Source organism: Mesorhizobium ciceri biovar biserrulae WSM1271, assembly GCF_000185905.1.
Taxonomy (GTDB): domain Bacteria; phylum Pseudomonadota; class Alphaproteobacteria; order Rhizobiales; family Rhizobiaceae; genus Mesorhizobium; species Mesorhizobium ciceri.
In genome coordinates this window covers 4,948,633-4,961,451 of record NC_014923.1, presented here as the reverse complement: position 1 = coordinate 4,961,451, position 12,819 = coordinate 4,948,633, and the positions used below count along the sequence as shown (strand labels likewise).

Genomic DNA, 12,819 nt, shown 5'->3' with positions numbered 1-12,819 from the left:
ATGCTTGCCGCGCAACCATGTCGAGACTATGGTGCGCCGCTTCGCTTTCGGTTAGAAGGCGCGACCACAAACACCGACACAAAACACCAGAAGTGCCAAGGAGTTGGACGATATGCTGAGAGGCTCGCTTACTGCGCTCGTGACACCGTTCGAAAAGAGCGGGCGTTTCGACGAGAAAGCCTTTCGCGCATTCGTCGAATGGCAACTCGCGGAGGGCACGACGGGCCTGGTGCCGGTCGGCACCACCGGCGAGTCGCCGACACTGTCGCATGACGAGCACCGCCAGGTCGTCAAGGTATGCATCGAGGTGGCCAAGGGACGAGTTCCGGTCGTCGCCGGCGCTGGTTCCAACAACACCGAGGAAGCCGTCGGGCTCGTGCAGTATGCCGAGAAGGCCGGCGCCGATGCCGCCCTGGTCGTCACGCCTTATTATAACAGGCCGACGCAGCGCGGCCTGTATGAGCACTTCGCGGCGGTCGCCAGGGCGACCAAGCTGCCGATCATCATCTACAACATCCCGCCGCGCTCGGTCATCGACATGATGCCGGACACGATGGGCCGGCTCGTGCACGACTTCAAGAACATCGTCGGTGTCAAGGATGCCACCGGCAAGGTCGAACGGGTTTCCGAGCAGCGTGCCACGTGCGGCAAGGATTTCATCCAGCTTTCGGGCGAAGATGCTTCGGCGCTTGGATTCAACGCGCATGGCGGCGTCGGCTGTATTTCGGTGACGTCGAACGTCGCGCCGCGGCTGTGCGCCGAATTCCAGGAGGCAACGCTTGCCGGCGACAGCGCCAAGGCGCTGGATCTGCAGGATCGCCTGCTGCCGCTGCACAAGGCGATCTTCATCGAGCCTGGCGTTTCCGGCGCCAAATACGCGCTGTCGAAGCTAGGCAAGGTCGAAAACGTGCTGCGCTCGCCGTTGGTGACGATCGAACAGTCGACTGCCGACAAGATCGATGCGGCTATGAAGCACGCCGGCTTGATTAATTAGGGATGAGGCGCCACCTCTCCGCATCATGAATCAAGTCAGAAAAGCCGATCCCAACAACAAGACCGTTTCGGAAAACCGCAAGGCGCGGTTTTCCTATGAGGTGCTCGACACGGTCGAGGCCGGTCTGGTGCTGACCGGCACCGAGGTCAAGTCGCTGCGCCAGGGCCAGGCCAACATCCAGGACAGCTACGCCTCGGTCGAAGGCGGCGAGATCTGGCTGATCAATTCCTATCTGCCGGAATATCTGCAGGCCAACCGCTTCAACCACGAGCCCAGGCGGCGCCGCAAGCTGCTGCTCAACAAGCGCGAAATGGCGAAACTGTCGCAAAGCGTCGACCGCGAAGGCATGACGCTTGTGCCGCTGAAAATCTATTTCAACGACCAGGGCCGCGCCAAGCTGCTGCTCGCTGTCGGCCGCGGCAAGAAACTGCACGACAAGCGCGAGAGCGAGAAGCAGCGCGATTGGTCGCGCGAGAAGGGCCGGCTGTTAAAAGAGCGTGGGTAGGCTGGGGCCATTCGCTTGAAGAACCGAATTGTTCTCTTTGGTCTGGCCAGTCTGGTCTTGGTATGTTTCGTCGCAGCAGGCGGCTACATCTATTTCAAGGCATTCTCGCCGGACCGCGACAAATATCCGCTCAGGGGCATCGACGTTTCCCATCATCAGGGCCGGATCGACTGGCCGCGTGTCGCCGCCGACGATGTCGCCTTCGCAGTCATCAAGGCGACCGAAGGCGGCGATCATGTCGACGATGCCTTCGCGAAGAATCTGGAAGAGGCCCGCGCCGCCGGTCTCGCCGTCGGCGCCTATCACTTTTTCACCTTTTGCCGACCTGGCGCCGACCAGGCGAAGAATTTCATCTCGGTTGTGCCGCACGACCAGCCGCTGCTGCCGCCGGTCGTCGACATCGAATTCGGCGGCAACTGCCCGCAGCGGCCGACGCCCGAACAATTGAACGCCGAACTGGCCGCGTTCCTCGCTCCAGTCGAGGCGACGTTCGGCAAGCCTGCGATCGTCTATCTGACCGATGAGGCAGCGCAGACCTATGCAGGGCGCATTGCTGCCCGTCCGCTCTGGCTCCGCTCGTTGCTCCTGGAGCCGGACCGCGACGACTGGGTCTACTGGCAGTACCACAACAGGGGTCGCGTCGACGGCATCAATGGCGATGTCGATATGAATGTGCTGAAGGGTGGGCCGGCGGTGCTGGCTGCACTGTTTGCGCCATCAAGCTGATCCGCTGGCGCCCGACTCTATTTCTGCAGGAACGCCGCTATCTGGCTGAAAACGCTAACGAACATCGCTTCGGTCAGCACACCGGTGTTGGTGTTGTAGCGCGAGCAATGATAGCTCGAAAACAGCGTGATGCTGCCGGCCGGCAGCTGCCCGCCATGCTTGAACGGATAGGCGGCGACACGCCCGCCCAATGCCCGCACCGTCGACTGGTGCGCGATCGATCCCAGTGCCAGCACGGCGCGCAGGTTCGGGAACCTGGCGATCGTCGGCACCAGGAATGTCCGGCAGGTGGCAATCTCAGCGCCCACCGGCTTGTTCTCCGGCGGCACGCAGCGCACCGCGTTGGTGATCGCGGTGCCGACCAGCTCCAATCCGTCATCTGGCCGCGCCTTGAACTCTCCGCGCGCAAAACCGTGCGAAATCATCGTCGAGTAGAGCATGTCGCCGGCATAGTCGCCGGTGAACGGGCGGCCCGTTCGATTGGCACCGCGCAGGCCAGGCGCCAGCCCGACGATCAGCAACTGAACCGCCGCGTCACCCTCGGGTGGTAAAAAAGTCGGCACCGGCGCATTGAACCAGGACGGCTCGCGCTGCCGCCACTCGGCGATGAAGTCATGCAGCCTTGGGCAGAGCGGGCAATCGCGGCCGGGTTCGGAGGCGGAAAGCACGGTCAAGGCGACCGGCCTCAATAATCGTCCTCGTCGACTTCGGCCGGCTCGGGCCTGCGCACCGGGCGCTCGGACGGGTCACGGCCAACCTCGTTCTTCAGCGTCGTCAGGTCGATGAAATGGTCGGCCTGGCGGCGCAGATCGTCGGAGATCATCGGCGGCTGCGAGGCCATGGTCGAGACGATCGATACCTTGCGGCCACGCCGCTGCAATGCCTCGACCAATGTGCGGAAATCGCCGTCGCCGGAAAAGATGACGTAGTGGTCGACGACATCGGCGAGTTCCAGCGCATCGACGGTGAGCTCGATGTCCATATTGCCCTTGATCTTGCGGCGGCCGGTCGAGTCGGTGAATTCCTTGGCCGGCTTGGTGACCACCTTGAAGCCATTATAGTCGAGCCAGTCGATCAGCGGACGGATCGAGGAGTATTCCTGATCCTCGACCAGCGCCGTGTAATAATAGGCGCGCAGCAGATAGCCGCGCTTCTGGAAGCTCGACAGAAGCTTGCGGTAGTCGATGTCGAAGCCGAGCGCGCGCGACGTCGCGTAGAGATTGGCGCCGTCGATGAATAGGGCGATTTTTTCACGAGGGTCGAACATGGAAAATATTCCTTCTCGAAATAAACACCCGTCTAAACCAAATGCGATAGCGTTCGGTCAGGCTCATAATAAACCGGCTGACCTCTATGCCATCCGAGATAGCGCCAGTTTCGCGGCAATCCAAGGGCGCGTGCGGCACTGCAAGCAATTGTGATCGGGACACCGAACACATAGCACAGACTGGTTTTGCCAAATCGGGTGTTTGAACCAAGGTTTGGGCGCCATGCAACCCAGCCATTGCCATGATGCTTGTATTTTGGCGGCGTTCGGGTTATGGACCGAGCCTGTTTTCCATCAAATCCATCGCATGAAAGGGGCAATCCATGGCCCGCGTAACCGTTGAAGATTGCATCGACAAGGTCGACAACCGCTTCGAGCTGGTGCTCCTTGCCGGCCATCGTGCCCGGCAGATCAGCCAGGGCGCGCCGATCACAGTGCCGCGTGACAACGACAAGAATCCGGTTGTGGCGCTGCGCGAGATCGCCGATGAGACGCTGTCGCCCGACGACCTCAAGGAAGATCTGATCCATTCGCTGCAGAAGCATGTCGAGGTCGACGAGCCCGAGGCCGATGGCGAGGCGATTGCCGATCAGACCGGCACCGCCGTTGCCGCCACCGACGCCGACGACGCCGAGGAGAACATCACCTTCGACCGGATGACCGAGGAAGACCTCCTGGCCGGCATCGAGGGCCTGGTGCCGCCGGAAAAGAGCGACGACTACTAAGCCAGCGTTCTGGACCTGCCTGGAATACGTTTCCGGCACTTCCGTCCAGTCAGTTTCGTGGCTATCTATGGGATGCGCCGTACGCTAGTGCGGCGCATCAATCATTTCAGCACCGCGAGATTCCGCCCATGATGCGTCAGTATGAGCTTGTCGAGCGCGTCCAGCGCTACAAGCCTGACGTCAACGAGGCGTTGCTCAACAAGGCCTATGTCTATGCCATGCAGAAGCATGGCCACCAGAAGCGCGCTTCCGGCGATCCGTATTTCTCGCATCCGCTCGAAGTCGCCGCCATCCTCACCGAAATGCATATGGACGAGGCGACGATCGCGGTCGCCCTGCTGCACGACACCATCGAGGACACGACCGCCACGCGGGCCGAGATCGACGATCTGTTCGGCCCCGAAATGGGCAAGCTGGTCGAGGGCCTGACCAAGTTGAAGAAGCTCGATCTGGTCTCGAAGAAGGCCGAGCAGGCGGAAAACCTGAGAAAGCTTCTGCTGGCGATTTCGGAAGATGTCCGCGTGCTGCTGGTCAAGCTCGCCGATCGTTTGCACAATATGCGCACCCTCGACCACATGCCGGAGGCCAAGCGCCTGCGCATCGCCGAGGAGACGATGGATATCTACGCACCGCTGGCCGGGCGCATGGGCATGCAAGGCATGCGTGAAGAGCTGGAGGAGATCGCCTTCCGCTTCATTAATCCTGAAGCCTATCGCGCCGTCACCGCACGGCTTGCCGAAATCTTCGAACGCAACAAGGGCGTGCTGACGGACATCGAAAAGGCACTGTCCACGTTGTTCGAGAAGCATGCGATCAACGCCAGCGTAAAGAGCCGGCAGAAGAAGCCGTGGTCGGTGTTCCGCAAGATGGAGGCCAAGGCGCTGTCCTTCGAGCAGCTCTCTGACATCTTCGGCTTTCGCGTCGTCGTCGACACGGTCGAGGACTGCTACCGGGCGCTTGGCGCCATCCACACCGCGTGGTCGATGGTGCCGGGTCGCTTCAAGGACTACATCTCGACGCCGAAACAGAACGACTACCGCTCGATCCACACCACCATTGTCGGCCCGTCGCGCCAGCGTGTCGAGCTGCAGATCCGTACCCGAGAGATGAACAAGATCGCCGAATACGGCGTCGCCGCCCATTCGATCTACAAGGATACCGGCGGCAAGACGAATGGCGCCGCCCACGCGATTTCAAAGGAAACCAACGCCTACGCCTGGCTGCGCCGCACCATCGAGCAGCTTGCCGAAGGCGACAACCCTGAGGATTTCCTCGAAAATACCAAGCTGGAACTGTTCCAGGACCAGGTGTTCTGCTTCACCCCGAAAGGCATGTTGATTGCGCTGCCGCGCGGCGCGACACCGATCGACTTCGCCTATGCGGTGCACACCGATGTCGGCGACACCTGCGTCGGTGCCAAGGTCAACGGCCGCATCATGCCGCTGATGACGGAACTGAAGAACGGCGACGAGGTCGAGATCATCCGCTCCAAGGCGCAGGTGCCGCCGGCGGCGTGGGAATCGGTCGTCGTCACCGGCAAGGCGCGCTCGGCCATCCGCCGTGCCACCAAGAACGCCATCCGCAAGCAATATTCGGGTCTTGGCATCCGCATCCTGGAACGCGCCTTCGAGCGTGCCGGCAAGACCTTCACCAAGGAGAGCCTGAAGCAGGTGCTGCACAGGTTGGCGCGCAAGGACATCGAGGATGTGCTGGCCTCTGTCGGGCGTGGCGAGCTCGCCTCCACTGATGTCATGAAGGCGGTATTCCCCGACTACAAGGATGAGCGCGTCACCACGGCCGTCCCCAAGCCGCGAGAGGAGGGCTGGTCGAAGATCCGCAATGCCGCCGGCATGCTGTTCCAGATTCCGGGTCGTGCCGCGCGCAAGGACAAGGACCAGCCGCGCGATGGAGCCGTGCCGATCCGCGGCGTGCGCGGCGATCTGCCGGTGCGCTTCGCGCCGGAAGGGGCAGTCCCTGGCGATCGCATCGTCGGCATCGTCCAGCCGGGCACCGGCATCACTATCTATCCGATCCAGTCGCCAGCGCTGCAGGCGTTCGATGACCAGCCCGAGCGCTGGATCGACGTGCGCTGGGACATCGATGAGCGCACCAAGGAACGCTTTCCGGCGCGCGTATCGGTCACCGCCATCAACGCGCCGGGGTCACTCGCCGATATAGCGCAGGTGGTTGCCTCGAACGACGCCAACATCCATACGCTGTCGATGGTGCGCACTGCGCCCGACTTCACCGAAATGCTGATCGATCTCGAAGTCTGGGATCTCAAGCACCTCAACCGGCTGCTATCGCAGCTCAAGGACAATTCGAGCGTCAGCGACGCAAGACGCGTCAATGGCTAGACCATGCTCCGGTTTCGGACAACATCATGGTCAATCAAAAAGAGGCAGACATGAACACCGATGAAGTGCTGGGCATTTTCCGCGAGGCGGGTGCTGTTCTGGAAGGGCATTTCATTTTGACCTCGGGCCTGCGCAGTCCGGTCTTCCTGCAGAAGGCGCGCGTGTTCATGCATGCCGACAAGACCGAGCTTCTGTGCAAGGCGCTGGCGGAGAAGATCCGCGCAGGCGTGCCCGGCAAGATCGACTATGTCGTCGGCCCGGCGATCGGCGGGCTGATCCCGGCCTATGAGACCTCACGTCATCTCGGCGTGCCGGCGATCTGGGTCGAGCGGGAGGGGGGCGAGTTCCGCTTGCGCCGCTTCGAGATCGCCAGGGGGTCGCGTGTCGTCATCGTCGAGGACATCGTCACCACCGGCCTGTCGATCCGAGAGACCATCGAGTGCCTGCGCGAGCTTGGCGCCGAGGTGGTTGCCGCGGCCTGCATCATCGACCGTTCGGCCGGCAAGACTGATGTCGGCGTGCCGCTCATCGCGCTTGCCGAGTATGAGGTCCCGGCCTATCCGGCCGACCGGCTGCCGCCGGAGCTTGCCGCCATCCCGGCGATCAAGCCCGGCAGCCGCAACATCTGACGGGGCATGCCGACATGCGTGAAGACGAATTGGAAATGATCGCCGGCATCGATCATTTCGTGCTGACGGTCGCTTCGCTGGAAGTGACCTGTGAGTTTTACCAGCGCGTGCTGGGTTTTGAGCGCATCGACGCGGCGGATCGACCGACGGCGCTGGCTTTCGGTAGCCATAAGATCAATGTGCATGAGGTCGGCCGGACTTTCGAGCCAAAGGCGAAGTCGCCGACATCAGGATCAGGTGATTTCTGCCTGATCACCGAGCGGCCACTGGATGAGGTCCGTGCGCGGCTCGCGGCCAATGGTGTGGTGGTGGAACTCGGCCCGGTTGAACGTGTCGGGGCCCGAGGTCCAATGATGTCGGTCTATTTCCGCGACCCGGACGGCAATCTGGTCGAGGTCAGCGAATACCTGCCGTAGCCGCTGGCGGCGCTGTGCCTTTCGGCGATGCGACTGCCGTTCCTTAAATTTGCCGCGATTGTCCAATGTTCGAAGCAAGACCTGCCGCCCCGAAGGGCGGCGACAAGCGCGGCGCACAAAAGGTGTTTGGTTGTTCTTGCGCCAGCGCGTTGTTATATAAGCTGGCGATTGCCATAGGGTGATCGTCAAGCGCAAGATGTGGCTGCCACGCCCGGCTGAAGGTGCCGTTGCGGGCGCTGTGGAACGGGAACAGAGTGCTATTTCGACGCCGCAAGCCTGATGGCCTTTATGAGCGGGTGCGTACCTATCTTTGGCCGCGCCGCTCGTTTTCGCGCTCGCTTCAGTATTTTTCCAAGCGCATCCTGCGGCTGAAGGCCACACCGCATGCGGTGGCGGCCGGCGTTGCGGCCGGTGTCTTCGCTTCATTCTTCCCCGTCGGTTTCCATTTCATCATCGCTGCCATCCTGTGCTGGGTGATAGCCGGCAATCTGGTGGCGGCGGCGCTTGGCGCGGTTTTTTTCGGCAACCCGCTGACCTTCCCGTTGCTATGGGGCGCGTCGTGGGAAACGGGCAAGCTCATCCTGCATGACCGGTTGCCGACACATGGGCCGCCGGCGCATCTGGGCGAGATGTTGCACAACCTCTCCTTCGCGCAATTGTGGAAACCGGTCCTTGAACCGATGCTGATCGGTGCGGTTCCGCTCGGCTTGATCTTCGGGCTGCTGTTCTACGCCATCACGCGCTGGGGCATGAACGCTTTCCGCGAACAGCGGCGCAAACGCCTGGCCGAGCGCGCAAGCCGGCATGCGCAATCGTCCCATCCCGGCGCAAGCATCGGTTCCACTGCGCGATGATCATCGGCATCGGCAGCGACCTGATCGACATCAGACGCATCGAGAAATCGCTGGAGCGTCACGGCCAGCGCTTCGTCCAGAGAATCTACACCGACATCGAACAGGCGCGTTCGGACAATCGACGCGCCCGCGCGGCCTCCTATGCCAAGCGTTTCGCCGCCAAGGAGGCCTGCGCCAAGGCGCTGGGCACCGGACTGGCGCAGGGCGTGTTCTGGCGCGACATGGGTGTCGTCAACCTGCCCAGTGGCGCGCCGACCATGGCGTTGACGGGAGGAGCGCAGGCCAGGCTGGCCAAAATCCTGCCAAAGGGCTATCGGGCGGCAATCCACCTCACCATCACGGATGATTTCCCGCTCGCTCAAGCCTTTGTGATCATCGAGGCGCTGCCCGTCGAAGAAGCGCCACATTGATTGCCTCTGACGACCGGCATTGACGTTGCCCAGCGCGCGCCGAGACTCTATACCATCCAACGCACAATCGAGGACGACATGAGCGTGGCTGAAAAATCCGAGAAGAAATCCGGCGGGCTTGGCGAGACCGTCAGCGTCATCGTCCAAGCGCTTTTGCTCGCCCTGGTCATCCGCACGCTGCTGTTCCAGCCTTTTTCGATCCCGTCGGGATCGATGCGGCCGACGCTTTTGGAAGGCGACTATCTGTTCGTCACCAAATGGTCCTATGGCTATTCGCGCTATTCGCTGCCTTTCGGACCCGATATTTTTTCGGGCCGCATCTGGGGCTCCGAGCCGAAGCGCGGCGACGTGGCGGTTTTCAAATTCCCGCCTGATCCGTCCGTCGACTACATCAAGCGCGTTGTCGGCCTGCCGGGTGACAAGATCCAGGTCAAGGACGGCCAGCTTTTCATCAACGGTGTCGGCGTGCCGCGCGTGAAAACAGGCCAAATCGACAATCCCGACATCACCGAGGAATCGCGCCCGATCGATGTCTATCGCGAAACCCTGCCCAACGGCGTCAGCTACGACACGCTTGACCTGAATTCGAACTCGATCGGCGACAACACCCGCGAATTCGACGTGCCGCCCGGCCACTATTTCATGATGGGCGACAACCGGGACAATTCCGCCGACAGCCGTTTCACCGTCGGCTACGTTCCCGCGGAAAATCTGGTTGGCCGCGCCAATCTTGTCTTCTTCTCGATCGCCGGCAAGGCGAGCCCTCTCGAAATCTGGAAATGGCCGTCGCTGATGCGCGCTTCGCGCCTGTTCCACTTCGTCAATTGATGGCTTTGAAGCGCCCGACAGGCGAAACACTGGCCGGTTTGGTGAAGGCCAAGACCGGTTACGTCTTCAAGGATATCCGTTTGCTTGAGACCGCCTTGACGCATTCCAGTGCGGTCAAGGCGGCCACCAACAACCAGCGTCTTGAATTTCTTGGCGACCGCGTGCTCGGGCTTGTCGTCGCCGATATGCTTTTCGAAAAATTTCCCGATGCGCCGGAAGGTGAAATCGCGCCGCGCTTCAATGCGCTGGTCGATGCGCGGACCTGCTCCGAAATCGGCATCGAAATGCAGCTGGAGGATCTGGTCCGCGCCGATTCTGCCTTGAAGATGCGGTCGCGCGGCTCGGGCGGAAACTATCTGGCGGATGCGGTCGAAGCGCTGATTGCGGCGGTTTACGTCGACGGTGGCATCGAGGCCGCGCGGCGGTTCGTCCTGCGCTATTGGGAACCGCGCTCGCATACGGTGATCGCAAAGCCGCTCAATCCGAAATCCGATCTGCAGGAATGGATTGCCAAGACCAGCGATATCAGACCCGAGTATGTGATCGACAAGCGCGAGGGACCCGACCATCAGCCGGTCTTCACTGTATCCTTGCAGGTCCGCGGCTTTGCGCCGATAAGCGGCACCGGCGGCTCGCGCAGGGCGGCCGAAGAAGCGGCGGCTTCGGCATTTCTTGTGCGCGAAGGCGTTTGGGCCGCCGCATCGGCCCAAAAATCGGGGGGCTCGCGGCCCTCCAGTGAAGGGAGCGCGGCATGACCGCTACCGAAGAGCCGGCGACCACAGCCGCCGCCACGCATTCCGGCTTTGTCGCGCTGATCGGCGCGCCCAATGCGGGCAAGTCGACCTTGGTCAACCAATTGGTCGGCGCCAAGGTGTCGATTGTCACCCACAAGGTGCAGACGACCCGCGCCATCGTGCGCGGCATCGCCACGCATGACAATGCGCAAATCGTTTTCGTCGATACGCCCGGCATCTTCAAGCCGAAGCGGAGGCTCGACACGGCGATGGTGACCACCGCCTGGGGTGGGGCCAAGGACGCCGATATCGTACTGCTTCTGATCGACGCCGAGCGCGGCATCAGGGGCGACGCCGACGCCATCCTCGAACGGCTGAAGGATGTGCGCCAGCCGATGGTGCTGATCCTCAACAAGGTCGACCGCGTCAAGCACGAAGCGCTGCTGGCTCTGTCGGCGGCAGCGAACGAAAGGGTGCCGTTCAAGCGCACCTTCATGGTGTCGGCGCTGACCGGTTCCGGCTGCAAGGACGTGCTCGATTATCTGGCCGAGTCTCTGCCGGTCGGTCCCCGGTACTATCCGGAAGACCAGATCTCGGACCTGCCGATGCGCCAGCTCGCGGCCGAGATCACGCGCGAGAAGCTTTATCTCAGGCTGCATCAGGAATTGCCCTATTCCTCGCATATCGAGACCGAGAAATGGGAAGAGAAGCCGGACGGCTCGGTGCGCATCGACCAGACCATCTATGTCGAGCGCGACAGCCAGAAGAAGATCGTTCTCGGCCACAAGGGCGAGACCATCCGCGCCATCGGCCAGGCGGCGCGCATGGAGATAGCAGGCATCCTCGAACAGAAGGTGCACCTGTTCCTGTTCGTCAAGGTGCGCGAGAACTGGGGCGACGACCCCGAGCGCTACCGCGAAATGGGGCTCGAGTTTCCGCGCTAGGCTCGATGGTCAGCAAGCCGAACATCGACATAACGCTTGTCAGCCGATTGATCGCCACGCAATTTCCCAAGTGGAAGGATCTTCCGGTCAGGCCGGTTGCATCAGGCGGATGGGACAACAGGACCTTTCATCTGGGCGGCGAGATGACCGTGCGACTGCCAAGCGCCGCGGCCTATTCCCTGCAGGTGGAAAAGGAGCATCGCTGGCTGCCGAGGCTCGCACCTCTGCTGCCGCTGCCGATCCCGGTGCCGCTGGCGATGGGAGTTCCGGCCGAAAGCTATCCCTGGCACTGGTCCGTCTACCGCTGGATCGAAGGCGAGACGGCAGAGCGCGAGCGGATTGCCACCCTGCCGCAATTTGCGACCGACCTGGCCGCGTTCCTGGTCGCCCTTCAGCGTATCGATGCCACCGGTGGACCGGCGCCGGGACAGCACAATTTCTTTCGCGGCGGAGCACTCAGCGTCTACGATGGCGAGGCCCGGCAAGCGATTGCCGCCCTCGACGGCAAGATCGACACGGCCGCAGCCAGTGCGGTGTGGGAGGCAGCACTTGCCGCACAATGGCACGGTGCGCCGGTCTGGTTCCACGGTGACGTCAGCTGGGGAAACCTGTTGGTCAGGCAAGGCCGATTGAGCGCGGTGATCGACTTCGGAACCTCCGGCGTCGGCGATCCCGCCTGCGATCTGGCGATTGCGTGGACGCTGTTTGAAGGCAAAAACCGGGAGGCGTTTCGTGCCGGGCTTCCGGCCGACGAGGCGATGTGGGCGCGCGGTCGTGGCTGGACGCTTTGGAAGGCGCTGATCACGGTCGCTGGACAGATCGACGCCAACCCTGTTGAGGTTGAGAAATCCTGTCACGTAATCGATGAAGTCCTTGCCGACCGCGCGCGCGAGCGTGAAGCGCCGAACGATAAGCCACTCTAGCCAACCAAAACCCAGTCCCGTCGCCAAACATCCGCCGTCGCATGGCGCGACCAGGGACATTCCGACCGACGCCATGCTTCCCGGGAGTGCCGATCCGCCTGATCGAGGCGGACGACCACGTCGCCCGTGTCGCCAAGGTCGACTGAGAGGCGTCACGGAGGAATCGTTTTGAACGTTTGGCTGCTGTCACAATCGGGGACACCACAGCGCTCCAGGGTTTCGATCGTCTTGGAAGAAGCAGACAGGCTTGGAAGCGTCATCCCGCTTTTCGCCTCGGCATCAGAGTGGGATTGGCGAATGGGCGTCACCTGGCGATAGAGGGGTCGGCAAGATTCAGGTCGATGTCGGCGAAAACCAGGTAGATATTCCACATTGTGCGGTCTTTTAGAAATATAAAACGTCGTAGTTATATTTAGTCGCGAAAGTATCCGTATATATATTCAATGTGTGACGTTGTGCCACTTGTGCCATTCGCCATCGCGGCAAGTGTTATTTGTGCAACACAGC

Annotated in this window: 15 protein-coding genes; 13 read left to right on the top strand and 2 right to left on the bottom strand. The window is 61.8% G+C overall.

The features are described 5' to 3' along the window. Nucleotides 1–112 precede the first annotated feature (112 nt). Genes dapA through MESCI_RS24200 form a run of 3 tightly spaced genes read left to right on the top strand, consistent with a single transcriptional unit; the run spans nt 113 to nt 2,225 of the window. Nucleotides 113–994: a 4-hydroxy-tetrahydrodipicolinate synthase gene (dapA, locus tag MESCI_RS24210; protein ID WP_013532595.1), complete on the top strand. Its 882-nt coding sequence runs from the start codon at nt 113–115 to the stop codon at nt 992–994. Between the two features lie 25 nt (nt 995–1,019). Further along, nucleotides 1,020–1,499, top strand: coding sequence for an SsrA-binding protein SmpB (gene smpB, locus MESCI_RS24205; RefSeq protein ID WP_013532594.1), 480 nt, complete (start codon nt 1,020–1,022; stop codon nt 1,497–1,499). A 15-nt stretch (nt 1,500–1,514) separates the two neighbouring features. Then, the gene (locus MESCI_RS24200; RefSeq protein ID WP_013532593.1) at nt 1,515–2,225 is read left to right on the top strand and encodes a glycoside hydrolase family 25 protein; all 711 of its coding nucleotides are present in this window, start codon (nt 1,515–1,517) and stop codon (nt 2,223–2,225) included. Between the two features lie 17 nt (nt 2,226–2,242). Here the strand turns inward: MESCI_RS24200 and MESCI_RS24195 are convergent, their stop codons facing one another. Both MESCI_RS24195 and MESCI_RS24190 read right to left on the bottom strand, forming a co-directional pair. Further along, a complete protein-coding gene (locus MESCI_RS24195) occupies nt 2,243–2,899 on the bottom strand; it encodes a uracil-DNA glycosylase (protein ID WP_013532592.1) in 657 nt (218 codons plus the stop codon). An 11-nt stretch (nt 2,900–2,910) separates the two neighbouring features. Next, nucleotides 2,911–3,492 carry a LabA-like NYN domain-containing protein gene (locus MESCI_RS24190; protein ID WP_010915096.1) on the bottom strand — a complete coding sequence of 194 codons (582 nt, stop codon included), beginning with the start codon at nt 3,490–3,492 and terminating at the stop codon, nt 2,911–2,913. Between the two features lie 323 nt (nt 3,493–3,815). Between MESCI_RS24190 and rpoZ the strand changes: the two genes are divergently transcribed. The 10 genes from rpoZ (at nt 3,816) to MESCI_RS24140 (ending at nt 12,312) form a co-directional block, all read left to right on the top strand. Continuing rightward, nucleotides 3,816–4,217 (top strand): DNA-directed RNA polymerase subunit omega, encoded by a 402-nt coding sequence (rpoZ, locus tag MESCI_RS24185; protein ID WP_013532591.1) that lies wholly within the window; start codon nt 3,816–3,818, stop codon nt 4,215–4,217. Between the two features lie 128 nt (nt 4,218–4,345). Further along, entirely contained in the window at nt 4,346–6,574 is a 2,229-nt protein-coding gene (locus MESCI_RS24180) for a RelA/SpoT family protein (RefSeq protein ID WP_013532590.1), read from the top strand. 50 nt (nt 6,575–6,624) lie between these two features. After that, complete coding sequence (pyrE, locus tag MESCI_RS24175) at nt 6,625–7,203, top strand: orotate phosphoribosyltransferase (RefSeq protein WP_013532589.1); 579 nt, start codon at nt 6,625–6,627, stop codon at nt 7,201–7,203. A gap of 35 nt (nt 7,204–7,238) precedes the next feature. Beyond that, the gene (locus tag MESCI_RS24170) at nt 7,239–7,619 is read left to right on the top strand and encodes a VOC family protein (protein WP_024503070.1); all 381 of its coding nucleotides are present in this window, start codon (nt 7,239–7,241) and stop codon (nt 7,617–7,619) included. A 254-nt stretch (nt 7,620–7,873) separates the two neighbouring features. After that, nucleotides 7,874–8,473 (top strand): DUF2062 domain-containing protein, encoded by a 600-nt coding sequence (locus MESCI_RS24165; RefSeq protein WP_013532587.1) that lies wholly within the window; start codon nt 7,874–7,876, stop codon nt 8,471–8,473. Further along, nucleotides 8,470–8,883 carry a holo-ACP synthase gene (acpS, locus tag MESCI_RS24160; RefSeq protein WP_013532586.1) on the top strand — a complete coding sequence of 138 codons (414 nt, stop codon included), beginning with the start codon at nt 8,470–8,472 and terminating at the stop codon, nt 8,881–8,883. The genes MESCI_RS24165 and acpS overlap by 4 nt, the downstream gene beginning before the upstream one ends. A 78-nt stretch (nt 8,884–8,961) precedes the next feature. Continuing rightward, nucleotides 8,962–9,711 carry a signal peptidase I gene (gene lepB / locus MESCI_RS24155; protein WP_013532585.1) on the top strand — a complete coding sequence of 250 codons (750 nt, stop codon included), beginning with the start codon at nt 8,962–8,964 and terminating at the stop codon, nt 9,709–9,711. Further along, the gene (rnc, locus tag MESCI_RS24150) at nt 9,711–10,466 is read left to right on the top strand and encodes a ribonuclease III (protein WP_013532584.1); all 756 of its coding nucleotides are present in this window, start codon (nt 9,711–9,713) and stop codon (nt 10,464–10,466) included. Before lepB ends, rnc begins: the two co-directional genes overlap by 1 nt. Continuing rightward, entirely contained in the window at nt 10,463–11,389 is a 927-nt protein-coding gene (era, locus tag MESCI_RS24145) for a GTPase Era (protein ID WP_013532583.1), read from the top strand. The genes rnc and era overlap by 4 nt, the downstream gene beginning before the upstream one ends. Before the next feature lie 5 nt (nt 11,390–11,394). Continuing rightward, complete coding sequence (locus tag MESCI_RS24140; RefSeq protein ID WP_013532582.1) at nt 11,395–12,312, top strand: aminoglycoside phosphotransferase family protein; 918 nt, start codon at nt 11,395–11,397, stop codon at nt 12,310–12,312. The last annotated feature ends 507 nt before the right edge of the window (nt 12,313–12,819 follow it).